This is a genomic window from Pseudomonas sp. GZD-222 (assembly GCF_049310525.1).
In the GTDB taxonomy this organism is placed as follows: domain Bacteria; phylum Pseudomonadota; class Gammaproteobacteria; order Pseudomonadales; family Pseudomonadaceae; genus Aquipseudomonas.
In genome coordinates, this window is sequence record NZ_JBMOWO010000100.1 from 21,497 (window position 1) to 46,881 (window position 25,385).

Sequence of the window (25,385 nt, forward strand, 5' to 3'; positions counted from 1 at the left end):
CCGACAACGCTAGGATCCAAGGCCCCGCCCCCTTATAATGTGCGGTTCTTCGAATCACCAGATGATCTCTCATGGCCAAGAAGCTTTACATCGAAACCCACGGTTGCCAGATGAACGAGTACGACAGCTCGCGCATGGTCGACCTGCTGGGCGAACATCAAGCCCTTGAGGTCACGGCCCGCGCCGAAGACGCCGACGTCATCCTGCTCAACACTTGCTCGATCCGCGAGCGCGCCCAGGACCGGGTGTACTCCCAGCTGGGTCGCTGGCGCGAACTGAAAGACCAGAAGCCGGACATGGTCATCGCCGTCGGCGGTTGCGTGGCCAGCCAGGAAGGCGAATCTATCCGCAAGCGCGCACCTTATGTCGACGTGGTTTTTGGCCCGCAGACCCTGCATCGCCTACCGGAAATGATCGATGCCGCCCGCACCACGCGCCTGCCCCAGGTCGACGTGTCGTTCCCGGAAATCGAAAAATTCGACCACCTGCCCGAGCCACGCATCGACGGGCCGACGGCCTATGTCTCGGTCATGGAAGGGTGCAGCAAGTACTGCTCCTTCTGCGTAGTGCCCTACACCCGCGGTGAAGAAGTCAGCCGGCCGTTCGACGACGTACTGTCTGAAGTCATTCACCTGGCCGAAAACGGCGTGCGTGAGGTCACCCTGCTGGGGCAGAACGTCAATGGCTACCGCGGCCAGACCCACGACGGCCGCCTTGCCGACCTGGCAGAGCTGATCCGCGTGGTCGCCGCTATCGATGGCATCGACCGCATCCGCTACACCACCTCGCATCCGCTGGAGTTTTCCGACAGCCTGATCCGCGCCCATGCAGAGGTACCGGAGCTGGTCAAACACCTGCACCTGCCCGTGCAATCGGGCTCCGACCGCGTGCTGGCCGCCATGAAGCGCAACCACACGGTGCTCGAGTACAAGTCCAAGCTGCGCAAGCTCAAGGCGGCCGTGCCAGGGATCTGCATCAGTTCGGACTTCATCATCGGCTTCCCCGGTGAAACCGAGAAAGACTTCGAACAGACCATGAAGCTGGTGGCTGATGTCGGCTTCGATTTCTCCTACTCCTTCGTCTACAGCCAGCGTCCGGGCACCCCGGCCTCCGACCTGCCCGACGACACCCCGGAAGAGGTTAAAAAAGAGCGGCTCAAGCTTCTGCAGCATCGCCTCGACACCCAGGGGTTCGAGATCAGCCGACAAATGGTCGGCACGATCCAGCGCATCCTCGTCACCGACTACTCGCGCCGCGATCCCGGCCAGTTGCAGGGGCGCACCGAGAATAACCGTATCGTCAACTTCCGCTGCGACAATCCGAAGCTGATCGGCCAGTTCGTCGACATCCATATCGACGACGCCCGCCCGCATTCGCTGTTCGGTTCGCTGGCGCATTGACCTGTCCAGCCGGGCCGCAATACTGGCCCGGCGACCCTTGATCGTTTCAGCGCTTTCGCCCTGCAGCGGCTAGGGTTATCCTTGAGTCCATCTCCATTGCCGTCGGGCGGCTGAAAAACGACCTTGAACGCACCCATAGAACCTCATCGTTTCATCCTCGAACCCTTCGAGGCCCACCGCTTCGCCAATCTGTGCGGGCAGTTCGACGAGCATTTGCGCTTGATCGAGCAACGCCTGGCCATCGAAATCCGCAACCGCGGCAATCAGTTCGAACTGATCGGCGAGCCCAAGCACACCACTTCTGCCGAGCAACTGCTGCGCCGTCTCTATCGCGAGACCAAGGCCACCGAGCTGTCGCCGGAAATGGTCCACCTGTTCCTGCAGGAATCTGCGGTCCAGGAGCTGGAGAACCCGGCGGTCAACGAAGTCAGTGTTTCCCTGCGCACGCGCAAGGGCATGATTCGTCCCCGTGGCTTGAACCAGCAGCGCTACGTGAAGGAAATCCTCGCCAACGACATCAACTTCGGCATCGGTCCGGCCGGTACCGGCAAGACCTACCTGGCGGTAGCCTGTGCCGTGGATGCGCTGGAGCGTGAACAGGTGCGGCGCATCCTGCTGGTGCGCCCCGCCGTCGAAGCTGGCGAGAAGCTCGGCTTCCTGCCCGGCGACCTGGCACAGAAGATCGACCCGTACCTGCGTCCGCTGTACGACGCGCTGTACGAGATGCTCGGCTTTGAGCACGTGGCCAAACTGATCGAACGCCAGGTCATCGAGATCGCCCCGCTCGCCTACATGCGTGGCCGCACCCTGAACAACAGCTTCATCATCCTCGATGAGAGCCAGAACACCACCGTCGAACAGATGAAAATGTTCCTGACCCGTATCGGTTTCGGCTCCACCGCGGTGATCACCGGCGACATCACCCAGGTCGACCTGCCACGCGGCACCAAGTCGGGGCTCGCGCATGTGATCGAAGTACTCAAGGGTGTTCCGGGCATCAGCTTTACCCACTTCCAGCCCAAAGACGTGGTTCGCCACCCCTTGGTGCAACGTATCGTCGAAGCCTACGAGCGCTTTGAGAGTCACCAGAATGACATCAGCGAAGGCAACAAACGCGATGCTTGAGCTCGATCTACAGCTGGCAAGTGATGCGCCACACCCGACCGAAGAACAGTTCCGCCAATGGTGTGAGCTGGCCTTGCGCCAGCGCACAGCCGACTCGGAAATGACTATCCGTCTGGTGGATGAAGCCGAAGGTCGTGAACTCAATCACACCTGGCGGCACAAGGACTACGCCACCAACGTCCTGTCCTTCCCGGCCGACGTGCCTGACGAGCTGCTCGATATCCCGCTGCTCGGCGACCTGGTGATCTGCATTGCCGTGGTCGAGCGCGAAGCCGTCGAACAGGGCAAGTCCCTGGAAGCCCACTGGGCGCACCTGGTGATCCACGGCTGCCTGCACCTGCTGGGCTACGACCACATCGACGACGATGAGGCCGAGGAAATGGAAGCCCTGGAACGAGAATTGCTGGCAGAACTGGGTCATCCGGACCCGTACGCCGACGACGAACACGACGCACCCCACACTGATATCTGCAAGGATCACGAGTAACCGCCATGAGCGAAGATCGATCGAGCAACGGGCAAAAGTCCTGGCTGGGCAAACTGACCCAGGCTTTTGCCCATGAGCCGAAAAACCGTCAGGAGCTGCTTGAGCTCCTGCGCGAAGCCCATCAGAACAAACTGCTCGACAGCGAGGCATTGACCATCGTTGAAGGCGCCATCCAGGTCGCCGACCTGCAAGTGCGTGACATCATGGTCCCGCGCTCGCAGATGATCAGCATCAAGGCCACCCAGTCGCCGCGCGAGTTCCTGCCGGCGGTGATCGACGCGGCGCACTCGCGCTACCCGGTGGTCGGCGAAAGCCATGACGATGTCCTTGGCGTGTTGCTGGCCAAAGACTTGCTGCCGCTGATCCTCAAGGAGAATGGCGACAGCTTCAACATCAAGGACCTGCTGCGCCCGGCCACTTTCGTGCCCGAGTCCAAGCGCCTGAACGTGCTGCTGCGCGAGTTTCGCGCCAACCATAACCACATGGCCATCGTCATCGACGAGTACGGCGGCGTGGCGGGCCTGGTGACCATCGAAGACGTGCTCGAACAGATCGTCGGCGACATCGAAGACGAACACGACGTCGAAGAAGACAGCTACATCAAGCCGCTGCCCAGTGGTGACTTCCTGATCAAGGCCCTGACGCCGATCGAGAACTTCAACGAGTTCTTCGACAGCCAGTTCTCCGACGACGAGTTCGACACCGTGGGCGGCCTGGTCATGAGCGCTTTCGGCCACCTGCCCAAACGTAACGAGACCACCGAAATCGGCCCGTACCGCTTCCGCATTCTCAATGCCGACAGCCGCCGGATCCACTTGCTGCGACTGACACCTATCACCCGTTAAGGACAACCATGCGCTGGATCACCCGCCCCGGCTGGCCCGGTAACCTGCTGGCCGTGGCGGCCGGTGCGATCACCACCCTGGCCCTGGCGCCGTTCGACATCTGGCCGCTGGCATTGCTCGCGGCGGGGCTGTTCTACCTCGGCCTGCGTGAGCTGAGCCCACGCCAGGCCCTGGGTCGCGGCTGGTGCTTCGGCTTCGGCCTGTACGCCGCCGGTACCAGCTGGATCTACGTCAGCATCAACACCTACGGTGGCGCTACACCGCTACTGGCCACCGGCCTGCTGGTGGCCTTCTTCGCTGCCATCGCCTGGTTCTTTGCCCTGCCCGCGTGGATCTGGGCGCGCTGGCTACGGCGCAACGAGGCGCCCCTGGCCGATGCCCTGTGCTTTGCCGCCTTGTGGGTGGGTCAAGAAGCCTTCCGTGGCTGGTTCCTCACCGGCTTCCCCTGGCTCTATTCCGGTTACAGCCAGCTCGACGGCCCCTTGTCCGGCCTCGCGCCAGTCGGTGGCATGTGGCTGATTTCCTTCTGCCTGGCGTTGTGCGCGGCCCTGCTGTGCAACCTGCCTCGCCTGCGCGCACGCAAGTCCTTCTTCGCTGTGGCCATCATCCTGTTGCTCGCCCCCTGGGCCGTGGGTCTTGCCCTGAAGGACCACGCCTGGACCGAGCCTGCGGGCAAGCCCCTGACCGTTGCCGCCCTGCAAGGTAACGTCGAGCAGGAACTGAAGTGGAACCCCGAGCACGTCAATGCTCAGCTGGCCCTGTACCGGGACATGAGCTTCAGCTCCAAGCCGGTCGACCTGCTGGTCTGGCCGGAAACCGCCGTACCGATCCTCAAGGAACAGGCCGAAGGTTACCTGAACATGATGGGCAGCTTCGCCGCCGACCGTCATTCGGCGCTGATTACCGGCGTTCCCGTGCGTGAAGTGGTGCACCAGCAACGCCGTTACTACAACGGCATCACCGTCACCGGCGAAGGCGATGGCACCTACCTGAAACAGAAGCTGGTGCCTTTTGGTGAGTACGTCCCCTTGCAGGACATGCTCCGCGGCCTGATTGCCTTCTTCGACCTGCCGATGTCGGACTTTGCCCGCGGACCGGAAGACCAGCCACTACTGCAGGCCAAGGGCTATCAGATTGCCCCCTACATCTGCTACGAAGTGGTCTATCCGGAGTTCGCCGCGAGTCTGGCGGCCCGCAGCGACATCCTCCTGACCATTAGCAACGACACCTGGTTCGGTACTTCGATCGGCCCGCTGCAGCATCTGCAGATGGCCCAGATGCGCGCGCTGGAGGCCGGGCGCTGGATGATCCGCGCCACCAACAACGGCGTCACCGGCCTGATCGATCCCTTCGGGCGTATCACCGTGCAGATTCCGCAGTTCGAACGCGGCATCCTTTACGGTGAGGTGGTGCCGATGCAGCAGCTCACGCCGTACCTGCAATGGCGCTCCTGGCCATTGGTGATTCTCTGCGCGCTGCTGCTGGGCTGGGCCTTGCTGGCCAGCCGGATTGCCAAGACGGTTTAGTAGAACAGCCGGTAACCGAGCAGGCCGACTGCCTCATTGAGCAGTTGGCCGCTCTGCCAGATGGACTTGCTTTCTGGCAGCCAGCCACCGAATGGCCGGGCATGATCACGACCGAGAAAGCCGACCGGCGCTGGCACCACCTGAAAACCCGCCTGCTCAAAGCTCCAGCGCGAGCGCTGCATATGCCAGGCTTGAGTCACCACAACTACACGCTTGATGCCTTGGGGCAGGAGGATCTCGGCACTCATCCGGGCGTTTTCCCAGGTGGTCCTGCTGTGCTCTTCCTTCCAGCGCACACTCACGCCCAGGTCACGCTGCAGCGCATCGGCCATCAACTGCGCCTCGCTGGGTGGTGTGCCAAAGTGCAAACCGCCACTGGTCAACAGTGGCAGGCCCGATGCCTTGGCCAATTGTGCGGCATAACGCATACGCTCCATGGCCACGCCCGTGGGCTGATCCTGGAAATCCCAGGCCGGATCCCCGCGCTCGCGCCCAGCCCCGAGAATGACAATCGCGTCAGCCTGTTCAGCCAGGTGCGCCCATTGCTGTTGACTCAAGGCTGCTTCGGTTTCCAGCAAGCGCGCGGAGCGCTCGACCACAATCGGCAGGCTCATCACCCACAAACCACCAAGCCCCAAGACAAAACACAGCGCCGACAGCCGTGGCCAGGAGCGACGCAGCCACCAGGCGGCAATCAGCAACAGGAACAGCACGCCAGGCGGCAGGATCATTTGTTTGATTAAATAACGAAACGGCACGTGTCACCTCCTTGGAGGTGCGCAGCCTAAGAGGATCGGCACCTGGCAACAATAGTCAGATGCCGATCATCCTGTTTTTCGAAGGGGGGCGCACTCCGCATTGCGCCTGGAATCCGAACCGCTGCTTGCTACTTGAAGTGCAGCGTCCTGGATTTTGCCGTGGTGGTGGAGCGTGTCTTGTCCTTGAGCCAGACAACTCTGGCCGAGGGTGGCGGCTCCGCTGATAGCTGTGCGCCAGCGCATCCATGCCTGCCCTCTGGAAGGGAGTCCAGATAGGCTTTGATCACATCGAATTCAGCGCGGCTAAGGCCACGCAACTCCAATTCAGCAGGCATTTCATCGCGTAACCGAACGGAAGTCCTGGCGACATCGAGAGCAAGCCCCAGACGATCAATCAGCCGTTCGTAAAGCTCCGGTTTCGTTACTTGTAACTGCGACTCTCCCATCCGTTCACCTCATTGAAGATAAAATATCTCCCCCCAACAGTGAGCTTAGCGTTACTCGAAAAAGCAGCCGGACGCTGCGACCAACGGCCCGTAGCGCCTCAGCCGGTGCAATCAGGGTTTCCCTCGATGGACAGGGGTCATGTATGCTAGGCCGTTCACCATTTTGACACCGGATTGCCGATGTAGCGGTTTTCCCGCTGCCTGGATAAGGTCTCCCATCTCTAAGCGCAAAGTAGCCATGCACGAACTCTATCAGCCCCGCGAAATCGAAGCCGCCGCCCAGTCCTACTGGGACGAGCAAAAGTCTTTTGAAGTCAGTGAACAGCCAGGCAAGGAGTCGTACTACTGCCTATCGATGTTCCCGTACCCAAGCGGCAAGCTACATATGGGCCACGTGCGCAACTACACCATCGGTGACGTGATCGCCCGTTACCAGCGCATGCTCGGCAAGAATGTTCTGCAGCCCATGGGCTGGGACGCCTTCGGCATGCCGGCGGAAAACGCCGCGATGAAGAACAACGTCGCGCCGGCAAAGTGGACCTACGAAAACATCGACTACATGAAGACCCAGCTCAAGAGCCTGGGCCTGGCCTTCGACTGGTCGCGCGAAGTGACCACCTGCAAGCCGGATTACTACCGCTGGGAACAGTGGCTGTTCACCCGCCTGTTCGAAAAAGGCGTGATCTACCGCAAGAACGGTACCGTGAACTGGGACCCGGCCGACCAGACCGTACTGGCCAACGAGCAGGTCATCGACGGCCGTGGCTGGCGTTCGGGCGCGCTGATCGAGAAGCGCGAAATCCCGATGTACTACTTCAAGATCACCGATTATGCCGACGAGCTGCTGGAAAGCCTCGACGAGCTGCCGGGCTGGCCAGAACAGGTCAAGACCATGCAGCGCAACTGGATCGGCAAGTCGCGCGGCATGGAAGTGCAGTTCCCCTTCGATCAGGCCAGCATCGGCCACGCCGGGGCACTGAAGGTCTTCACCACCCGTCCTGACACCCTGATGGGCGCCACCTACGTGGCCGTTGCCGCCGAGCACCCGCTGGCCACTCAGGCAGCCCAGGGCAACCCCGAGCTGCAAGCATTCATCGACGAATGCAAAAGTGGCAGCGTCGCCGAAGCCGACATCGCCACCCAGGAGAAAAAAGGCCTGGCCACCTCGCTGTTCGTGGAGCACCCACTGACCGGTGAAAAGCTGCCGGTCTGGGTCGCCAACTACGTGCTGATGCACTACGGCGATGGCGCGGTAATGGCGGTTCCGGCCCACGACGAGCGCGATTTCGAGTTCGCGAAAAAGTACAACCTGCCATTCAAGGCCGTGGTGCGCACCAGCCTGGGCGATGAAGTCGCTGCCGAGTGGGATGCTGCCTGCGGTGAGCACGGTGTGCTGATCAACTCCGGCGAGTTTGACGGCCTGGACTTCCCGGGCGCCTTCGACGCCATGGAAGTGGCGCTGATCAAGAAAGAGCTGGGCAAATCCCGTACCCAGTTCCGCCTGCGCGACTGGGGCATCAGCCGCCAGCGCTACTGGGGTTGCCCGATCCCGATCATCCACTGCCCATCCTGTGGCGATGTGCCGGTACCGGAAGATCAGTTGCCGGTTAAGCTGCCTGAAGATGTGGTTCCAGATGGTGCCGGTTCGCCACTGGCGCGCATGCCCGAGTTCTACGAGTGCACCTGCCCGAAATGCGGCACCGCAGCCAAGCGCGAAACCGACACCATGGACACCTTCGTCGAGTCGTCGTGGTACTTCGCCCGTTACGCCTCGCCGAACTACGAGGGCGGCCTGGTCGATCCGAAAGCGGCCAACCACTGGCTGCCGGTAGACCAGTACATCGGTGGCATCGAACACGCCATCCTGCACCTGCTTTATGCGCGCTTCTTCCACAAGCTGATGCGTGACGAAGGCCTGGTTACCTCCAACGAGCCGTTCAAGAACCTGCTGACCCAGGGCATGGTCGTTGCCGAAACCTACTACCGCGTTGCCAGCAACGGCGGCAAAGACTGGTTCAACCCGGCCGATGTCGACATCGAGCGTGACGCCAAGGCCAAGATCATTGGTGCCCGCCTGCGCACTGACGGCTTGCCGGTCGAGATCGGTGGCACCGAGAAGATGTCCAAGTCCAAGAACAACGGCGTTGACCCGCAGGCGATGATTGATGCCTACGGTGCTGACACCTGCCGTCTGTTCATGATGTTCGCCTCGCCGCCAGACATGAGCCTGGAATGGTCGGACTCCGGCGTCGAAGGCGCCAGCCGCTTCCTGCGCCGCGTCTGGCGCCTGGCCCAGGCCCACGTGACCCAGGGCCTGCCGGGCAAGCTGGATGTCGCAACCCTGAACGATGAGCAGAAAGTGATTCGCCGTAGTATTCATGCGGCGATCAAACAGGCCAGCACCGATGTCGGTCAGTTCCACAAGTTCAACACCGCCATCGCCCAGGTGATGACCCTGATGAACGTGCTGGAAAAAGCCCCGCAAGCCAGCGAACAGGACCGCGCCCTGCTGCACGAAGGCCTGGAAACCGTCGCTCTGCTGCTGGCTCCGATCACCCCGCACATCAGCCACGAACTCTGGCACCGCCTGGGTCACCAGGATGCAGTGATCGATGCTGGCTGGCCTGCGCTGGACGAAAGCGCTCTGGTTCAGGACAGCATCGTCCTGGTCATCCAGGTCAACGGCAAGCTGCGCGGCCAGATCGAAATGCCCGCCGCCGCCAGCCGCGAGGAAGTCGAAGCCGCTGCCCGCAGTAACGAAAACGTGCTGCGTTTCACCGAAGGCCTGAGCATCCGCAAGGTCATCGTGGTACCGGGCAAGCTGGTCAACATCGTCGCCAACTGACAGGAATACCGGCCCGCATGAATGGCGGGCCGGTACACAGAATCGGCCCACAAGGGAGCTACAAGATGATCAAACGCAATTTGCTGGTAATCGGCCTGGCGGTGATGCTCAGCGCCTGCGGCTTTCAGCTGCGCGGTACGGGTAACAGCGAACTGGCGATCAAGGAACTGGACCTGAGCGCGCGCGATGCCTATGGCAAAACCGTGAACCAGTTGCGCCAGGCCCTGCAGAGCAGCGGTGTCAATGTTCACACCGGCGCACCATACAAGTTGGTCCTGACCAATGAACAAGAGTCCCAGCGTGCCGCCACCTACTCTGGCGGTTCCAGATCTGCCGAGTATGAGCTGACCACCGTGCTGAGCTACAGCATCAATGGCCTGAACGACACCAACCTGCTCAACGACAAGCTCGAAGTACGCAAGGTCTACGTCTATGACGGCAACAACATCACCGGTGCCAGTCAGCAAGCCTCGCAAACTCGCGAAGAAATGCGCCGCGACCTGGTGCAGAACATGCTGGTACGCCTGCAATTGCTGACCCCGGCTCAGCTCGACCAGCTGCAGCAGAAAGCCGACGAGCGCGCCAAGGCCGAAGCCGATGCCCTGGAAGCGGCCCGCCGCGCCCAAGACGAAACACCTCAGCAGTCGCCGCTGCAACTGCCGATCAACTGAGCCTGAACGGGGCACTTCGGTGCCCCGCCCGCCATCATGAAACTCGCCCCCGCCCAGCTCAACAAGCACCTGCAAGGCAGCCTCGCGCCGGTCTACGTGATCAGTGGCGATGATCCGCTGCTGTGCCAGGAAGCCGCCGATGCAGTACGCGCGGCTGCGCGCCTGCAAGGCTTCGACGAGCGCCAGGTGTTCAGTGCCGACGCCAACTTCGACTGGGGCACCCTGCTCCAGGCCGGTGCCAGCCTGTCATTGTTCGCCCAGCGCCGCCTGCTGGAACTGCGCCTGCCTTCCGGCAAACCGGGTGACAAGGGGGCAGCAGCGCTGATCGAGTACTGCTCGCGCCCGGCCGAAGACACCTTGCTGCTGATCAGCCTGCCCAAGCTCGACGGCAGTGCGCAGAAAACCAAATGGGGCAAAGCGCTGATCGAAGGCCAGCAGGTCCAGTTCATCCAGATCTGGCCGGTCGACACGGCGCAACTGCCACAGTGGATCAACCAGCGCCTATCCCAGGCCGGACTGTCCGCCCAGCGCGATGCGGTAGACCTGATTGCCGCCCGGGTCGAAGGCAACCTGCTGGCTGCGGCCCAGGAAATCGAGAAGCTCAAGCTGCTGGCTGAAGGCAATCAGATCACTGTCGAGACCGTGCAGGCTGCGGTGGCCGACAGTGCTCGATTTGATGTTTTCGGTCTGGTCGATGCGATCCTCAACGGCGAGGCTGCTCATGCCCTGCGTATGCTCGAGGGCCTGCGCGGCGAAGGGGTCGAGCCACCGGTGATTCTCTGGGCCCTGGCCCGTGAATTGCGGCTGTTGGCGAGCCTGGCCCAGCAATACAGCCAGGGTGTGCCACTGGACAAAGCCTTCAGCCAGGCTCGGCCACCGGTCTGGGACAAGCGCAAGCCACTGATGAGCAAAGCGCTGCAACGCCACTCGGCGCAACGCTGGAGCCAGTTGCTGCAGGATGCCCAGCGTATCGATGCGCAGATCAAGGGCCAGGCCCAGGGCTCCCCCTGGACCAGCCTGGCTCGCTTGTCGTTGTTGATGGCCGGGCAACGCCTGGCCTTGCCGGCAGAGTAACTGCAATCGCGGGGGGAACCCCCCCCCCCCCAGGGGGCAAACCCCAGCGGGAGGGGGCGTTTCCCACGGTAAGATCCGTCCCCGCCCTGGAGCCGAACCCCCTGGTCATGAGTCCCTCCCCCCCCCCCCGATACTTTCGCCCCCTATATTGTGTGCCCCCTCACAGGAACCCTGCCATGAGCAAAAAGCCCAGGCCCAACAAGGCCAAGTCAATTGTCGCCCAACCCCTGTTCCGCAGCCGCCAGGAACCAGCAGGCAAAGGCAAAGGCAGCTACCGCCGCGAAGCCTTCCAATCGAGAGATTGGGAGGCTTCTTACTTTTTGGCTGCATAAAAGCAAGAATTCGGCAGGCATGGTATGGTCGACACCTGACCTGAAATACCTGGACCTGTGCATGCCCTTTTGTCTTTCCCGTCGCTGGCAGCCTCGCCAGCTGATTGCTGCCTCCAGCCTCATCCTGCTTGTCGCCTGTGCGGAAAAACCCACCGCCGCCGATGCGCTGCCGCTGGCCCCCGCCCAGCCCGCCCCGGTCGTGACCGTGCCAAACCCCGCTGTCGACACCAGCACTGAAATCCAACCGCTGCAAACCTTTGCCCAGTGGCAAGCGGGCTTCCGTCAGCAAGCCCTGCAAGCCGGTATCAACAGCAGAACCTTCGACAGCGCGTTCCTCGGCGTCACACCCGATATGGACGTGATCAAGGCCGACCGCAGCCAACCAGAGTTCACCCGGCCGGTCTGGGAGTACCTGGACGGCGCACTGTCACCGTTGCGCGTACGCAACGGCAAAGCCCTGCTGGAGAAGCACGCCGAACTCCTGAGCCAGATCGAGCAACGCTACGGCGTCGACCGCAATGTGCTGGTCTCGGTGTGGGGTATGGAAAGCAACTTCGGCCAGTTCCAGGGCAGCAAATCGGTGATCCGCTCCCTGGCAACGCTGGCCTATGAAGGCCGTCGCCCGGCCTTTGCCCAGGCGCAACTGATCGCAGCCCTGCAGATCCTGCAGAACGGCGATATTCAGCCTGACGCGATGAAAGGCTCCTGGGCCGGTGCCATGGGCCAGACCCAGTTCATCCCTACCACCTACAACACTCACGCGGTGGACTTCGACGGCGACGGCCGCCGGGATATCTGGAACAGCTCCGCCGACGCCCTGGCCTCTACCGCTCATTACCTGCAAAGCTCCGGCTGGAAACGCGGCGAGCCCTGGGGCTTCGAGGTGCAACTGACACCGGGCTTCGATTACTGGCTGGCCGATGGCGCCCAGCGCAAGAGCGTATCCGAATGGATGCAGCTGGGTCTGAAGTTGCCAACCGGCGTGCGTCTGCCAGCCGGCAGCGAGCAATTGTCCGCCGCCCTGCTGCTACCTGCCGGGTATCGTGGCCCGGCGTTCCTGGTGCTGGATAATTTTCGCGCAATCCTGAAGTACAACAACTCGTCGTCTTACGCACTGGCGGTGGGCCTGCTCGGTCAGCGCTTTGATGGATCGGGCTACATTGCCGGCCCTTGGCCAAAAGACGACCTGCCACTGAGCCGCAGCGAGCGCGTCGAGTTGCAGACCCTGCTCAGCGCCAAAAACTACGACGCTGGTACCGCCGACGGCATCATTGGTGCCAACACCCGCAAAGCGATACGCAATGCGCAACAGGCACTGGGCTGGCCGGCCGATGGCTATCCGACCCATAAGCTGCTGGAAAATCTGCGCCAGCGCTAAATGAAAACGCCCCTGTTCAGGGGCGTTTTTTTATTCTGCGAACAGCGCTTGCTGCAATTGCAGGCAACGTCGATCAGCGTCCAGGTACACCTGCGCGCCCATTGGCAAGGTGATGTTGGGGTCGCAATGACCGCTGCGCCAACCGGCCAGCACGGGGACCTGCAACGGTTCAAACACTTCCCGCAGTATCGGCGTCAGTGCCTGCACGGTCAGGCCGGCAAAATCACCGACCAGTACCCCGCGCAGCCCTTCGAACTTGCCGGCCAGACGCAACTGGGTCAGTAACCGGTCGATGCGGTACAGCGGCTCGTTGACATCCTCGATGAACAGAATGCCATCCCGGCAATCGAGTTCTGCCGGTGTACACAAGGTTGCACATAGCATTGCCAGATTACCGCCCATCAACCGCCCTGAGGCAGCGCCAGCGACGATAGCGCTCAAAGGATGACTCTGTGGGTGCTGCAACGTATCACCACACTTCAAACGCCCGCTGAGCAGCTCGAACAAAGAAGACACAGAAGGCGCCTGCTTGTGCGCCAGCAACTCGGACTTGAGCATTGCCCCATGAAAGGTCACGAAACCGGCATGGCGGGCAATCGCACAGTGCAACGCGGTGATATCGCTATAGCCGACAAAGGGCTTGGGATGCTTGCGCAACAAGTCATAATCGAGCCCCTCAAGCAGGCGGATACTGCCGTATCCACCACGCAAGCAGATAATGGCATCCACATCCTGCGCAGCGAACGCCGCATGCAGATCCGCCAGCCGCGTCGCGTCGCTACCCGCCAGATATCCCTGAACCTCGGTTACCCCTGGATAGATCCGGCACTGATAACCACGCGTTTCGAACCACTGGATCGCCTTGAGCGTATCGAGCTGGGCCGGTCCGGCGGGTGCGATGATGGCGATACGGCCACTCTCTGGCAGCGCCTTTGGCAGCATTGAACCACCTGATTTCAGCGCTGGCTTCTGATCGAAAGGAAGATTCATCCAGACGGCTCCTTGTTTGGACTTGAGCATCAACCCTAGCAGCGTTGACGGTCAAATGGCGGGCGGAAAATAGCACCGGAAACAAAAATGCCGATGCCGCTGGCAAGCAGGCATCGGCATCGGGCACAGCCGCGATCAGAGCTTGATCTTGGCCTCATGTGCCTGCTGGTCAGCATGGTACGAAGAGCGCACCAACGGACCGGAAGCGACGTTCTTGAAGCCCATTTTCAGGCCTTCTTCAGCGAACCAGGCGAACACATCCGGATGCACGAAGCGCTGTACCGGCAAGTGGCTGCGCGATGGCTGCAGGTACTGGCCAAGAGTCAGCATGTCGATGTTGTGCTCGCGCATGCGATGCATCACTTCGATCACTTCTTCGTCGGTTTCGCCCAGACCCAACATCAGGCCGGACTTGGTCGGCACGTGCGGCACCAGCTCTTTGAACTTCTGCAGCAGGGTCAGCGACCACTGGTAGTCGGAGCCCGGACGTGCGGCCTTGTACAGGCGCGGGACGGTTTCCAGGTTGTGGTTGAAGACATCCGGCGGGGTCTCGGCGGTAATCGCCAGGGCCACGTCCATCCGCCCACGGTAGTCCGGCACCAGGGTTTCCAGCTGCACGCCCGGCGACAACGCGCGGATTTCACGGATGCAGTCGGCAAAGTGCTGGGCACCACCGTCACGCAGGTCGTCGCGGTCTACCGAGGTGATCACCACGTACTTCAGACGCAGGTCGGCAATGGCGACGGCGAGGTTCTTCGGCTCGTCGACATCCAGAGGCTTCGGACGACCGTGGCCGACGTCACAGAACGGGCAGCGACGGGTGCAGATGTCACCCATGATCATGAAGGTTGCAGTACCACCGGAGAAGCACTCACCCAGGTTCGGGCAGGAAGCCTCTTCACACACGCTATGCAGCTTGTGTTTGCGCAGCAGTTGCTTGATACGGTCGACTTCCGGCGAAACCGGGATGCGCACGCGGATCCAGTCGGGTTTCTTCGGCAACTCGTCGGTGGGGATGATCTTTACCGGGATACGCGCGACTTTTTCCGCGCCACGCAGTTTGACACCCGCCTCGACCTTGGGCCGTGGCGCCGGTGTCACGCTTTGCACTGGTTCTTGCACAACAGTAGTCATATTCAGAATATTCCGCCCGTAAGGGTCGTCTGCTCAGCATAGTCGAGGTGCTTGACCAGCTGCCCGCGCAGCCTTGCCCTTACCTCAGAGAGTTCGATCGAGCCTGCCTGGTCGCGCAGCTGGGTCATGGCCAGCCCCGCATACCCGCAGGGGTTAATCCGGCGGAATGGCGCAAGGTCCATGTCCACGTTCAAGGCAAGGCCATGGAAAGAACAGCCGTTGCGAATCCGCAGGCCGAGGGAGGCGATCTTCGCCCCATCGACATAAACGCCCGGGGCATCGGCCTTGGCCGCTGCCTCGACGTCGTAACTGGCCAGCAACTCGATCAGGCAGCGCTCGATCCGGGAGACCAGATCGCGCACACCAAACCCGAGCCGGCGTACATCCAGCAACAGGTAAGCCACCAACTGGCCGGGACCGTGATAGGTCACCTGGCCGCCTCGGTCGGTCTGCACCACCGGGATATCGCCGGGCACCAGCAGGTGCTCGGCCTTGCCCGCCTGGCCCTGGGTAAACACCGCAGGGTGCTCCACCAACCAGACTTCGTCACTGGCTTCAGGGCCACGCTGGTCGGTGAACCGCTGCATGGCCTTGAGCACCGGCTCGTAAGGCAATAATCCCAGGTCGCGAAAGCCGAGGCTTGTCGGCATCACAGCACCATTTTTACGATGCCGGTGGCACGCAGGGCGCTGTTGATATCGTGCAGCTGGTCTTCACCGGTAGCGATGATGTGCAACTGTACGGTGGTGTACTTGCCTTCCTTGCTCTGGCGCTCGGCCAGGGTACTCATGTCGACCGTGGCGTACTTTTTCAGGATCTCGATGACCGTATCCTTGAAATTGACCACGGTGTCACCGATTACCTTGATCGGGTAGTCGGCGCAGGGGAATTCGATTTTGTGCGATTTGTCAGCTTCGGTCATGGCAGTAACGGCCTCGTAAGCCGTGGCAACAACAACGCCCCCGCGTGAGTTGGCGGGGGCGTGGCTGGTCACGATATCAGTTGAACAGCCCGTAGAAGAATAGCCGAATGCTATCCCACACCCGGCCGAAGAAACCAGCTTCCTCAACAGCGTCCAGCGCGATCAGATCAGCGCTGTGTACAACGTTGTCATCCAGTTTGACTTCCACTTTACCGATCACGTCACCTTTGGCGATGGGCGCGGTCAGTTGCGGGTTCATGGTCATGCTTGCAGCCAGTTTCTTCAATTGGCCTTTAGGCAAAGTCATGCTCAGGTCTTGGGCCAGACCGGCTTTAACCTGATTGGTCGCGCCCTTCCAGACTTGCGCCTGGGCCAGCTCGGTGCCCTTCTGGTAGAAGGTCTGGGTTTCGAAGAAGCGGAAACCGTAAGTCAGCAGCTTCTGGGTTTCGGCAGCACGGGCCTGCTCGCTGTTGGTACCGAAGACCACGGCAATCAGACGCATACCGTCACGCACGGCCGAAGACACCATGCAGTAGCCGGCTTCGTCGGTGTGGCCGGTTTTCAGGCCATCGACAGTCTTGTCGCGCCACAGCAGCAGGTTACGGTTAGGCTGCTTGATGTTGTTCCAGAAGAACTCTTTCTGCGAGTAGATCGCATAGTGCGCAGGGTCTTCGTGGATGATTGCGCGCGCCAGCACGGCCATGTCGTGAGCCGACGAGTAATGCTCGGGGTTCGGCAGGCCGGTCGGGTTCATGAAGTGGCTGTTGGTCATGCCCAGGTCAGCGGCAGTCTTATTCATCATGTCGGCGAAAGCGTCTTCGCTGCCGGCGATGTGCTCGGCCAGGGCGACACTGGCATCGTTGCCCGACTGGATGATGATGCCGTGCAGCAGGTCGCTGACGCTGACCTGGGTGCCGACCTTGATGAACATGCGCGAACCACCGGTGCGCCAAGCGTTCTCGCTGACGGTCACTGGGTCGTTCTCGCCGATCTGCCCGCGACGGATGTCCAGGGTCGCGATGTAGGCGGTCATCAGCTTGGTCAGGCTGGCCGGTGGCAGACGCTCGTCACCATTGTTCTCGACCAGGATATTACCGCTGGACGCTTCCATGAGCACGTAGGACTTGGCTGCCAGTTGCGGCGGCGACGGCATCATCTGCTCCGCCGCGAAGGCGGCAGGGGCGATCATCAGCGGTACAAGCAGGCAAAGGCGTTTGGCAAAGGTGGTGATGTTCATCCGTCTCTCGAAATGGCTAATGGGCTCATGCCCCTCATGGGCAAAACGTGTTCAGGCACTTGGCCTTGCGAGCAAAACGGCCATTGTACATGGCTGTTCCGCCCGCTTGCATGACAAACCGACCAGTCCCCCCGATCAGTCTGCCGTGACAACTTTCGGCTGGCCAAGATTGGCCAAGCGCACACTGTCCTGCATCTGCTGGGCTTCGCCCTGGCTGTTGATCGGCCCCAGGCGCACCCGGTGCAGGGTCTGCTGGTTACGTACGACCGAACTGATAAAGACCGGTGCGCTGACCATGCCGCTCAGCTTGGAACGCAACAGCTCGGCGGCATCCGGGTTGGCAAAGGCGCCGACCTGCAAGTAAAGACCATTGCTGGCCTGGTTACTGGCGACCTGCACCGGTACGACCGCGGCGGCATGCTGTTGCGGTGGCGGCGTCCACTGCTCGACGGCGCCGGTGCTGGGCGTAAACGCCTGGGTCTGGGCAACCTGCGGCTGATCCAGGACCATCGGCGCCGGCTGGCCACGTTGGGCCCACCATTGCTTCGGATCAATGCCTTCGACACGCACGCGCGCGGTACCGGTTTCGGCATAACCGAGCTTCTTCGCTGCGGCATACGACAGGTCGATGATGCGGTCCGAATAGAACGGACCGCGATCGTTGACGCGCAGGATCACACTGCGGTGGTTGTCGAGGTTGGTAACCTTGACGTAGGCCGGCAGCGGCAGGGTTTTATGTGCCGCGCTCATACCGTAGAGGTCATAGACCTCGCCGTTGGCGGTGTTCTGCCCATGGAACTTGGTGCCGTACCACGACGCCGTCCCTTCGGCGCGGTAGTTGCGCGATTCCTGAATCGGGAAGTAGGTCTTGCCCAGCACCGTATAAGGGTTGGCCTTGTAGTTACCGGTATGCACGGTCGGCGTGGCGTCGGGGATCTTCGAGACATCGACGTCCCACCACGGTGCGCCGTCCTTGTGTGCCCGGTTGATGTCCAGGCCTGGCTTGGCGCGCACTACATTATTGGTGCTTTGCGGCGCGGGCTTGCTCGACGAGCAGCTGGCCAGCATCAAGCCCATGGCTGCGCAGCCGATCAGTTTCAGAGATGTATCAGAAAACAATACGCGCATTACTTGGCGCCCCGTGCTTGAACCAGCAGGTCCGATAGCTGATGTACCGCCATCGCGTACATCACGCTGCGGTTGTAGCGAGTGATCGCGTAGAAGTTTTTCAGGCCCAGCCAGTATTCGGGGCCGTTGTCGCCTTCAAGCCGGAAAGCGGTGACCGGCAGATCATCGCGCAGCGCATCATGACTTGACCAGCCCAATGCCCGCAACTCCCCGACCGTCTTGACCGCGTCAATACCGGGGGTCAAGCCCTCATCGATACGATCACCCGTGGCTGTGGCACGGCTGACCACCGGCTCGCCGGCGACCCAGCCATGACGCTTGAAGTAGCTGGCAACGCTGCCGATGGCATCATCCGGGTTGTTCCAGATATTGATGTGGCCATCACCGTCGAAGTCCACCGCATAAGCACGAAAGCTACTGGGCATGAATTGCGGCAAGCCCATGGCACCGGCGTAGGACCCCTTGAGGGTCAGCGGGTCGACCTGCTCTTCGCGGGTCAGCAGCAGGAACTCACGCAACTCCTTGCGGAAGAAATCTGCCCGAGGCGGGTAATCGAAGCCCAGCGTGGACAGCGCGTCGATCACCCGGTAGTTGCCGGTATTGCGGCCAAAAAAGGTTTCAACACCGATAATCGACACGATCACCTGGGCCGGGACGCCGTATTCCTGCTCGGCGCGCGCCAGGGTCGCTTCATGCTGACGCCAGAAATCCACGCCACGGGCAACCCGGGCGTCAGTGAGGAACATCGGGCGATAGTCCTTCCAGGGCTTTACCCGCTCGGCCGGACGGGAAATGGCGTCGAGGATCGACTGCTTGCGCTTGACGTCGCGAAACACGTCCATCAATTGCTCATCGGCAAAGCCGTAGTCGCGGGTCATTTGCGCGACGAATTCAGCTACCTGGGGCGAGCCGTCATAATCCCCGGCCGTCGCTTGCTGGCCACTCCCGAGCAGCCCCAACAGGCCGACCCAGGGCGCACAACGAGCTACCCAGCCACGCATTGCTTGCATGTAATTCTTCACCTTATTCAAACCTGTGCAATCCATTTGCGATGCGTATGGATCGACATTAATACGCCAAACGCTGACAGCAGCGTCACCAACGAAGTTCCGCCGTAACTGATAAAGGGCAGCGGCACACCCACTACAGGCAACAGGCCGCTGACCATGCCGATATTGACGAACACATAGACAAAAAAGGTCATGGTCAGGCTGCCCGCCAGCAGCTTGCCGTACAGGGTCTGGGCCTGAGCGGTAATCACCAGGCCACGGCCGATCAGCAACAGGTAGATCAGCAGCAGCGCGCAGATGCCAACCAGACCAAACTCCTCACCAAGCACGGCAATGATGAAGTCGGTGTGGCTTTCCGGAAGGAAGTCCAGGTGCGACTGGGTACCCAGCAGCCAGCCCTTGCCGAACACACCGCCGGAGCCGATGGCGGCCTTCGATTGAATGATGTTCCAGCCGGTGCCCAGCGGATCGCTTTCCGGGTCGAGGAAGGTCAGTACCCGTTGCTTCTGGTAGTCGTGCATGACGAAGAACCACATGGCCACGGCCACCGGCACTGCTGCCGCGAGCACACTGAGGATCCAGCGCCAGCGCAGTCCACCCATGAACAGCACGAAGGCGCCCGAGGCGAGGATCAGCAACGCCGTGCCCAGGTCCGGCTGACGGACGATGAGGATGAACGGCACACCAATCATGATCAGACTGATCATCACGTGCTTGAGGTGCGGCGGCAGCGAACGTTTGGCCAGGTACCAGGCGATGGTGGCCGGCATGATGATTTTCATGAACTCCGAGGGCTGGAAGCGAATCACCCCGGGAATGTTGATCCAACGTGTGGCGCCCATGGCGTTGTGGCCCATGACGTCCACCACCACCAGCAGGATCACCCCGCAGACGTAGGCCAACGGCACCCAGCGCGCCATGAATCGCGGCTCCAGCTGAGCGATGACAAACATCGAGACCAGGCCGATACCGAACGAGCTGGCCTGCTTGAGCAGCAGATCCCAGTTTTTGCCGCTGGCCGAATAGAGGACGAACAGGCTGCCCGCCGCCAGGGTCAGCAGCAGGATCAACAAGGGGCCGTCGATGTGGATGCGCTGCAGGAAGCTGGCGCGGCGGCGCATCACATCCTCACTGGAGAGCATGCGATCGAAATTGTTCTTCACTGGGCCGACTCCTGAACAACGGTGGCGGGAGCGAACTCGGATTTGAGTCGGCCGTTCTCGTCGAGCAACCAGGCGTCCATCACCTGACGCATCACTGGCGCTGCGACGCGACCACCGGCCTCGCCGTTTTCGATCATGACCGAGACCACGATCTTCGGGTTCTCTGCCGGGGCGAAGCCGACGAACAGGGCGTGGTCACGGTGGCGTTCCTGAACCTTGTTGCGGTCATACTTCTCGCCTTGCTTGATCGCTACCACCTGGGCGGTACCGCTCTTGCCGGCAATCCGGTACTGGGCCCCGGCGGCGGCAGCGCGGGCGGTACCGCGGGCGTTGTGCATCACCTGCTCCATGCCGTGGGTGACCCTGGCCCAGTCGGACTTGTCGCGCAGGACGATGTCTTCCATCGGGTTGTCATCCACAGGTGGCAGACCTTCGATGGTCTTGGCCAGATGTGGACGGTTCCACTTGCCCTTGCTGGCGATCAGTGCGATGGCCTGGGCCATCTGCAGTGGTGTGGTCTGCATGTAGCCCTGGCCGATACCGAGGATCAGCGTCTCACCCGGGAACCAGGCCTGGCGGCGGGTGGCGCGCTTCCATTCGCGGGTCGGCATCAGCCCGGCGGACTCCTCGAACATGTCGAGGGAGACCTTCTGCCCGAGACCGAACTTGTTCATGTAGCTGGACAGACGGTCGATGCCCATCTTGTGCGCCAGGTCGTAAAAGTAGGTGTCGTTGGAGCGCATGATCGCCAGGTCCAGGTCGACCCAGCCGTCGCCGCTGCGGTTCCAGTTGCGGTATTTGTGGTCATAGTTGGGCAACTGGTAGTAGCCCGGGTCGAACACCCGGCTGCTGGCCGTGACCACGCCACTGTCGAGGCCGGCGATGGCCACTGCCGGCTTGATGGTCGAACCCGGCGGGTACAGGCCACGCAGCACGCGGTTGAACAGCGGGCGGTCGATCGAATCGCGCAGGTCGGCGTAGGCCTTGAAGCTGATACCGGTGACGAATGGGTTAGGGTCGAAGCTCGGCTGGCTGACCATTGCCAGCACTTCGCCGGTATTCGGATCGAGCGCGACGATAGCGCCGCGTCGCCCGCCCAGTGCGGCTTCGGCGGCCTCCTGCAGCTTGATGTCGAGGCTCAGGACAATGTCCTTGCCGGGGATCGGGTCAGTGCGCTTGAGCACCCGCAATACCCGGCCACGGGCGTTGGTCTCGACTTCTTCATAGCCGACCTGGCCGTGCAGCTCAGGCTCGTAGAAGCGCTCGATACCGGTTTTGCCGATATGGTGGGTGCCGCTGTAATTGACCGGATCAAGGCTTTTGAGCTCTTTCTCGTTGATTCGCCCGACATAGCCCACCGAGTGCGCGAAATGCGCCCCCTGCGGATAATGGCGGACCAACTGGGCCACCACTTCAACACCGGGCAGGCGGAACTGATTCACCGCAATCCGGGCAATCTGCTCTTCCGTCAGCTCGAACAGGATCGGCACCGGCTCAAACGGCCGCCGCCCCTGGCGCATGCGCTTTTCGAACAGGGTACGGTCGTCCGGGGTCAGTTCCAGCACTTCGACGATCACATCAAGCACCTGCTGCCAGTCGCCGGAACGCTCCCGGGTCATGCTCAGGCTGAAGCTTGGCCGGTTGTCGGCGATGATCACCCCGTTGCGGTCGAAAATCAGCCCGCGGGTCGGCGGAATCGGCTGCACATGCACCCGGTTGTTTTCCGACAGGGTCGAGTGGTAGTCGTACTGGATCACCTGCAAGTAATACAGGCGCGCGATCAGCACGCAGATCAGCAGGACGATCGCCACGGCACCGACCACGACGCGACTGCGCACCATACGGGCGTCTTTCTCGTGATCCTTGAGGCGAATCGGCTGCGTCATTGAAAGGCTTACAGGTTCATTTATGGTAAGGATGCCCGGACAACACGGTCCAGGCGCGGTACAGCTGTTCGCCGATCAGTATCCTTACCAATGGGTGCGGCAGGGTCAGCGGCGACAGCGACCAGCGCTGCTCGGCCCGCGCGCAGACTTCCGGCGCCAGCCCTTCCGGGCCGCCGACCATGAAGTTCACGGTACGCGAGTCCAGGCGCCAGCGGTCCAGCTCGACCGCCAGTTGCTCAGTGCTCCAGGGCTTGCCATGGACCTCCAGGGTGACAATCCGTTCCCCTGGCTGGACCTTGGCGAGCATGGCCTCACCCTCCTGACGGATCAGGCGGGCGACATCGGCATTCTTGCCCCGGGTGTTGAGCGGTATTTCCACCAGCTCAAGCGACAGCTCCGAGGGCAGGCGCTTGGCATATTCATGCCAGCCATCCTCAACCCACTTGGGCATGCGCGAGCCGACCGCGATCAAACGCAGACGCACGACGCTTCCTTATTCCTGGTCTTTGTTGAGCTTGGTGAAGAACTCGTGGGTGTTTTCCGGGCTGTGGTGCTTGCCGTCGGCTGCACGGCTCTGCTCGGCACCTTTCCACAGACGTTCCAGGTCGTAGAACTGACGGGCGGCGGCGGTCATCATGTGCACGATAACGTCGTCCAGGTCCAGCAGCACCCAGTCGCTGTCGCCTTTGCCTTCTTCACCCAACGGGCGCACGCCCTGGGCTTTGACCATTTCACGGACCTTGTCCAGCATCGCGCCGATCTGACGGTTCGAGGTACCGGTGGCGATGATCATGTAGTCGGTGATGCTCTGCTTGTCGCGCACGTCGATGACCAGAACGTCCTGGGCCTTGACGTCTTCCAGGGCAGCAACGGCTACCTTGACCAGCTCTTCGCCTTTAATCATTTCTTGCTTGCTCATATAAAACTCATTCAACTCTTAGGTATGAGGCGCTGATAGCGCGCTCAGTTCGGCGCACGGTACAGGTTGTGCGCATCGATGTAGGCCAGTACTGCGTCCGGCACCAGAAACCGCACCGACTTGCCGCTGGCCAGCAGCTGTCGGATCTGCGTGGCTGACACCGCAAGCGGCGTCTGCCAGACGAATGCAATATGTCCCGCCGGCCCGACCAGGGCCTGCGGATCACTGACTGAGCGTGCGGCCAACAGGTTGCGCAGGGCATCCGGTGGCTCGACGTCGGCATCCGGGCGTTGCAGCACCAGGATGTGACAGTGTTGCAGCAATTCTTCCCACCGATGCCAGCTGGGCAGACCGCAGAATGCGTCCCAACCCAGCAGCAGAAACAGTTGGTCCGAAGCGGCCAGTTCGGCGCGCATCAGTTCAAGTGTCTCAATGGTATACGAGGGCGTGTCGCGCGCCAGTTCTCGCGCATCCACCGACAATGTCGGCACACCTTCGACCGCGCAACGGACCATCGCCAGACGGTCCTGGGCCGATACCTGCGGCGTGTTGCGGTGCGGCGGGCGAGCATTGGGCATCAGCCGCAGCTCGTCCAGCGCCAGCCCTTCGGCCACCTCAAGCGCACTGCGCAGATGACCGATGTGAACCGGGTCGAATGTCCCGCCGAGCACGCCAATGCGCCGGGCGGGCGACATCGTCATGACTGCAGCGAGCGGTTTGCGCTCGGCCAAGTCAGAGCGACTCCTGTCCACGCAGCTGACCGTCGCCGATCACCACGTATTTTTCACAGGTCAGGCCTTCAAGGCCGACCGGGCCGCGAGCGTGCAGCTTATCGGTGGAAATACCGATTTCTGCGCCCAGACCGTATTCGAATCCGTCGGCAAAGCAGGTCGGGGTATTGATCATAACCGAGGACGAATCCACTTCGGCAGTGAACTGCCGCGCCTGACCCTGGTGTTCGGTGACGATGGAATCAGTGTGGTGCGAGCCATAGTGATTGATGTGCTCAATCGCCTGCTCCAGGCCGTCGACTACGCGGATCGAGAGGATCGCAGCGAGATATTCGGTGTTCCAGTCTTCTTCAGTAGCCGGTACCGCCTCGATAATCTGCCGAGTACGCTCACAGCCGCGCAGTTCGACGCCTTTTTCTCGAAATTGACGGGCCATTGCCGGCAGGAAATCTGCTGCAACCGACTGGTCGACCAACAGGGTTTCCATTGCCCCGCAGATGCCATAACGGTAGGTCTTGGCGTTGAACGCGATGCGTCGGGCCTTGTCCAGCTCGGCGTGCTCGGCCACATAGACGTGACAGATGCCGTCCAGATGCTTGATCACCGGCACCCGCGCATCACGGCTGACCCGCTCGATCAGGCCCTTGCCGCCACGCGGCACGATCACATCGACGTACTTGGGCATGCTGATCAGCGCACCCACTGCCTCACGGTCGGTGGTCTCAACCACCTGCACCACCGCAGCCGGCAGGCCGGCTTCGGCCAGACCACGCTGAATGCATGCGGCAATCGCCCGGTTGGAATGAATGGCTTCGGAGCCGCCGCGCAGAATGGTGGCGTTACCCGACTTCAGGCACAGGCTGGCGGCATCGATGGTCACGTTCGGCCGCGATTCGTAGATGATCCCGATCACCCCGAGCGGTACGCGCATCTTGCCGACCTGAATACCCGATGGCCGGTAGCTCATGTCACGAATGGCACCGACCGGGTCTGGCAGGCTGGCCACCTGGCGCAATCCGACAATCATGCCGTCGATGCGGGCCGGGGTCAGCGCCAGGCGCTCAAGCATGGCCGCTTCCAGACCATTGGCGCGACCGGCGGCCAGGTCCAGCTCGTTGGCGGCGGACAATTCGTCGCGGGCAGCGTCCAGGGCATTGGCGGCGGCTTGCAAGGCGCGGTTCTTCTGCGCGGTGCTGGCACGGCCAATCACGCGGGAAGCCTCGCGGGCAGCGCGACCCAGGCGGGTCATGTAGTCAAGAACGGACTCAGTCATGGGCTCAGTGGTCTTGGCGAAGGGGAAAATCGGCTGATTATAACTGGCACACCGCCCCACGCCCAGCGGTGACAGGCGGATGGTCGAAAACAGTCAGCGATAGGC

The 25,385-nt window shown here is 61.7% G+C and carries 25 protein-coding genes; 10 read left to right on the top strand and 15 right to left on the bottom strand.

What is annotated here, in order from left to right; genetic code table 11:
* Positions 1-71 precede the first annotated feature (71 nt).
* The 5 genes from miaB to lnt all read left to right on the top strand — a co-directional run bounded on the left by miaB (position 72) and on the right by lnt (position 5,383).
* Entirely contained in the window at positions 72-1,400 is a 1,329-nt protein-coding gene (miaB, locus tag ACO6VD_RS18795) for a tRNA (N6-isopentenyl adenosine(37)-C2)-methylthiotransferase MiaB (RefSeq protein ID WP_422421209.1), read from the top strand.
* A 123-nt stretch (positions 1,401-1,523) separates the two neighbouring features.
* On the top strand, positions 1,524-2,525 hold the full coding sequence (locus tag ACO6VD_RS18800) for a PhoH family protein (RefSeq protein WP_400171382.1): 1,002 nt from the start codon (positions 1,524-1,526) through the stop codon (positions 2,523-2,525).
* Positions 2,518-3,012 (top strand): rRNA maturation RNase YbeY, encoded by a 495-nt coding sequence (gene ybeY / locus ACO6VD_RS18805; protein ID WP_422421210.1) that lies wholly within the window; start codon positions 2,518-2,520, stop codon positions 3,010-3,012. The genes ACO6VD_RS18800 and ybeY overlap by 8 nt, the downstream gene beginning before the upstream one ends.
* A gap of 5 nt (positions 3,013-3,017) precedes the next feature.
* On the top strand, positions 3,018-3,857 hold the full coding sequence (locus ACO6VD_RS18810; RefSeq protein WP_028944390.1) for an HlyC/CorC family transporter: 840 nt from the start codon (positions 3,018-3,020) through the stop codon (positions 3,855-3,857).
* Positions 3,858-3,865: 8 nt separating this feature from the next.
* Positions 3,866-5,383, top strand: coding sequence for an apolipoprotein N-acyltransferase (lnt, locus tag ACO6VD_RS18815; protein ID WP_422421212.1), 1,518 nt, complete (start codon positions 3,866-3,868; stop codon positions 5,381-5,383).
* Here lnt and ACO6VD_RS18820 read toward each other — a convergent pair.
* Both ACO6VD_RS18820 and ACO6VD_RS18825 read right to left on the bottom strand, forming a co-directional pair.
* Entirely contained in the window at positions 5,380-6,141 is a 762-nt protein-coding gene (locus ACO6VD_RS18820; RefSeq protein WP_422421214.1) for a YdcF family protein, read from the bottom strand. The genes lnt and ACO6VD_RS18820 overlap by 4 nt on opposite strands.
* Before the next feature lie 128 nt (positions 6,142-6,269).
* Positions 6,270-6,587, bottom strand: coding sequence for a hypothetical protein (locus tag ACO6VD_RS18825; RefSeq protein WP_400171378.1), 318 nt, complete (start codon positions 6,585-6,587; stop codon positions 6,270-6,272).
* A 238-nt stretch (positions 6,588-6,825) separates the two neighbouring features.
* Here ACO6VD_RS18825 and leuS point away from each other — a divergent pair, with 238 nt between their 5' ends.
* The 5 genes from leuS (at position 6,826) to ACO6VD_RS18850 (ending at position 12,887) form a co-directional block, all read left to right on the top strand.
* Positions 6,826-9,432: a leucine--tRNA ligase gene (gene leuS / locus ACO6VD_RS18830; RefSeq protein ID WP_422421216.1), complete on the top strand. Its 2,607-nt coding sequence runs from the start codon at positions 6,826-6,828 to the stop codon at positions 9,430-9,432.
* Positions 9,433-9,497: 65 nt separating this feature from the next.
* On the top strand, positions 9,498-10,103 hold the full coding sequence (lptE, locus tag ACO6VD_RS18835; protein WP_422421218.1) for an LPS assembly lipoprotein LptE: 606 nt from the start codon (positions 9,498-9,500) through the stop codon (positions 10,101-10,103).
* A 36-nt stretch (positions 10,104-10,139) separates the two neighbouring features.
* Entirely contained in the window at positions 10,140-11,177 is a 1,038-nt protein-coding gene (gene holA / locus ACO6VD_RS18840) for a DNA polymerase III subunit delta (protein ID WP_422421220.1), read from the top strand.
* 176 nt (positions 11,178-11,353) lie between these two features.
* Complete coding sequence (arfA, locus tag ACO6VD_RS18845; protein WP_422421221.1) at positions 11,354-11,509, top strand: alternative ribosome rescue factor ArfA; 156 nt, start codon at positions 11,354-11,356, stop codon at positions 11,507-11,509.
* A gap of 61 nt (positions 11,510-11,570) precedes the next feature.
* The gene (locus ACO6VD_RS18850) at positions 11,571-12,887 is read left to right on the top strand and encodes a lytic murein transglycosylase (RefSeq protein WP_422421223.1); all 1,317 of its coding nucleotides are present in this window, start codon (positions 11,571-11,573) and stop codon (positions 12,885-12,887) included.
* A 30-nt stretch (positions 12,888-12,917) separates the two neighbouring features.
* On the opposite strand, the gene ACO6VD_RS18855 is transcribed toward ACO6VD_RS18850, so the two are convergent.
* The 13 genes from ACO6VD_RS18855 to ACO6VD_RS18915 form a co-directional block, all read right to left on the bottom strand.
* The gene (locus ACO6VD_RS18855) at positions 12,918-13,877 is read right to left on the bottom strand and encodes a S66 peptidase family protein (protein WP_422421225.1); all 960 of its coding nucleotides are present in this window, start codon (positions 13,875-13,877) and stop codon (positions 12,918-12,920) included.
* Between the two features lie 135 nt (positions 13,878-14,012).
* The gene (lipA, locus tag ACO6VD_RS18860; protein WP_400171372.1) at positions 14,013-15,011 is read right to left on the bottom strand and encodes a lipoyl synthase; all 999 of its coding nucleotides are present in this window, start codon (positions 15,009-15,011) and stop codon (positions 14,013-14,015) included.
* Between the two features lie 2 nt (positions 15,012-15,013).
* Positions 15,014-15,661 carry a lipoyl(octanoyl) transferase LipB gene (lipB, locus tag ACO6VD_RS18865; protein ID WP_422421227.1) on the bottom strand — a complete coding sequence of 216 codons (648 nt, stop codon included), beginning with the start codon at positions 15,659-15,661 and terminating at the stop codon, positions 15,014-15,016.
* Entirely contained in the window at positions 15,661-15,933 is a 273-nt protein-coding gene (locus ACO6VD_RS18870) for a DUF493 domain-containing protein (RefSeq protein WP_045199865.1), read from the bottom strand. The genes lipB and ACO6VD_RS18870 overlap by 1 nt, the downstream gene beginning before the upstream one ends.
* A gap of 76 nt (positions 15,934-16,009) precedes the next feature.
* Entirely contained in the window at positions 16,010-17,170 is a 1,161-nt protein-coding gene (locus ACO6VD_RS18875) for a D-alanyl-D-alanine carboxypeptidase family protein (RefSeq protein ID WP_400171370.1), read from the bottom strand.
* A gap of 135 nt (positions 17,171-17,305) precedes the next feature.
* A complete protein-coding gene (locus tag ACO6VD_RS18880; protein WP_422421230.1) occupies positions 17,306-18,298 on the bottom strand; it encodes a septal ring lytic transglycosylase RlpA family protein in 993 nt (330 codons plus the stop codon).
* Positions 18,298-19,308: a lytic murein transglycosylase B gene (gene mltB, locus ACO6VD_RS18885; protein ID WP_422421232.1), complete on the bottom strand. Its 1,011-nt coding sequence runs from the start codon at positions 19,306-19,308 to the stop codon at positions 18,298-18,300. The genes ACO6VD_RS18880 and mltB overlap by 1 nt, the downstream gene beginning before the upstream one ends.
* Positions 19,309-19,325: 17 nt before the next feature.
* Positions 19,326-20,429: a rod shape-determining protein RodA gene (gene rodA, locus ACO6VD_RS18890; protein ID WP_051939583.1), complete on the bottom strand. Its 1,104-nt coding sequence runs from the start codon at positions 20,427-20,429 to the stop codon at positions 19,326-19,328.
* Between the two features lie 38 nt (positions 20,430-20,467).
* Entirely contained in the window at positions 20,468-22,357 is a 1,890-nt protein-coding gene (gene mrdA, locus ACO6VD_RS18895; RefSeq protein ID WP_422421234.1) for a penicillin-binding protein 2, read from the bottom strand.
* Between the two features lie 16 nt (positions 22,358-22,373).
* Complete coding sequence (gene rlmH, locus ACO6VD_RS18900) at positions 22,374-22,841, bottom strand: 23S rRNA (pseudouridine(1915)-N(3))-methyltransferase RlmH (RefSeq protein WP_010222895.1); 468 nt, start codon at positions 22,839-22,841, stop codon at positions 22,374-22,376.
* 9 nt (positions 22,842-22,850) lie between these two features.
* The gene (gene rsfS / locus ACO6VD_RS18905; RefSeq protein ID WP_422421236.1) at positions 22,851-23,276 is read right to left on the bottom strand and encodes a ribosome silencing factor; all 426 of its coding nucleotides are present in this window, start codon (positions 23,274-23,276) and stop codon (positions 22,851-22,853) included.
* A gap of 44 nt (positions 23,277-23,320) precedes the next feature.
* Entirely contained in the window at positions 23,321-23,977 is a 657-nt protein-coding gene (gene nadD, locus ACO6VD_RS18910) for a nicotinate-nucleotide adenylyltransferase (RefSeq protein ID WP_422421260.1), read from the bottom strand.
* 31 nt (positions 23,978-24,008) lie between these two features.
* On the bottom strand, positions 24,009-25,280 hold the full coding sequence (locus ACO6VD_RS18915; RefSeq protein ID WP_422421238.1) for a glutamate-5-semialdehyde dehydrogenase: 1,272 nt from the start codon (positions 25,278-25,280) through the stop codon (positions 24,009-24,011).
* Positions 25,281-25,385: the final 105 nt, after the last annotated feature.

Coding starts and splice junctions, on each gene's coding strand:
- miaB (WP_422421209.1), top strand. CDS start 72: ATGGCCAAGAAGCTTTACATCGAAACCCACGGTTGCCAGATGAACGAG.
- ybeY (WP_422421210.1), top strand. CDS start 2,518: ATGCTTGAGCTCGATCTACAGCTGGCAAGTGATGCGCCACACCCGACC.
- ACO6VD_RS18810 (WP_028944390.1), top strand. CDS start 3,018: ATGAGCGAAGATCGATCGAGCAACGGGCAAAAGTCCTGGCTGGGCAAA.
- lnt (WP_422421212.1), top strand. CDS start 3,866: ATGCGCTGGATCACCCGCCCCGGCTGGCCCGGTAACCTGCTGGCCGTG.
- ACO6VD_RS18825 (WP_400171378.1), bottom strand. CDS start 6,587: ATGGGAGAGTCGCAGTTACAAGTAACGAAACCGGAGCTTTACGAACGG.
- leuS (WP_422421216.1), top strand. CDS start 6,826: ATGCACGAACTCTATCAGCCCCGCGAAATCGAAGCCGCCGCCCAGTCC.
- lptE (WP_422421218.1), top strand. CDS start 9,498: ATGATCAAACGCAATTTGCTGGTAATCGGCCTGGCGGTGATGCTCAGC.
- holA (WP_422421220.1), top strand. CDS start 10,140: ATGAAACTCGCCCCCGCCCAGCTCAACAAGCACCTGCAAGGCAGCCTC.
- arfA (WP_422421221.1), top strand. CDS start 11,354: ATGAGCAAAAAGCCCAGGCCCAACAAGGCCAAGTCAATTGTCGCCCAA.
- ACO6VD_RS18850 (WP_422421223.1), top strand. CDS start 11,571: ATGCCCTTTTGTCTTTCCCGTCGCTGGCAGCCTCGCCAGCTGATTGCT.
- ACO6VD_RS18855 (WP_422421225.1), bottom strand. CDS start 13,877: ATGAATCTTCCTTTCGATCAGAAGCCAGCGCTGAAATCAGGTGGTTCA.
- lipA (WP_400171372.1), bottom strand. CDS start 15,011: ATGACTACTGTTGTGCAAGAACCAGTGCAAAGCGTGACACCGGCGCCA.
- lipB (WP_422421227.1), bottom strand. CDS start 15,661: ATGCCGACAAGCCTCGGCTTTCGCGACCTGGGATTATTGCCTTACGAG.
- ACO6VD_RS18870 (WP_045199865.1), bottom strand. CDS start 15,933: ATGACCGAAGCTGACAAATCGCACAAAATCGAATTCCCCTGCGCCGAC.
- ACO6VD_RS18875 (WP_400171370.1), bottom strand. CDS start 17,170: ATGAACATCACCACCTTTGCCAAACGCCTTTGCCTGCTTGTACCGCTG.
- ACO6VD_RS18880 (WP_422421230.1), bottom strand. CDS start 18,298: ATGCGCGTATTGTTTTCTGATACATCTCTGAAACTGATCGGCTGCGCA.
- mltB (WP_422421232.1), bottom strand. CDS start 19,308: ATGCAAGCAATGCGTGGCTGGGTAGCTCGTTGTGCGCCCTGGGTCGGC.
- rodA (WP_051939583.1), bottom strand. CDS start 20,429: ATGCGCCGCCGCGCCAGCTTCCTGCAGCGCATCCACATCGACGGCCCC.
- mrdA (WP_422421234.1), bottom strand. CDS start 22,357: ATGACGCAGCCGATTCGCCTCAAGGATCACGAGAAAGACGCCCGTATG.
- rsfS (WP_422421236.1), bottom strand. CDS start 23,276: ATGAGCAAGCAAGAAATGATTAAAGGCGAAGAGCTGGTCAAGGTAGCC.
- nadD (WP_422421260.1), bottom strand. CDS start 23,977: ATGACGATGTCGCCCGCCCGGCGCATTGGCGTGCTCGGCGGGACATTC.
- ACO6VD_RS18915 (WP_422421238.1), bottom strand. CDS start 25,280: ATGACTGAGTCCGTTCTTGACTACATGACCCGCCTGGGTCGCGCTGCC.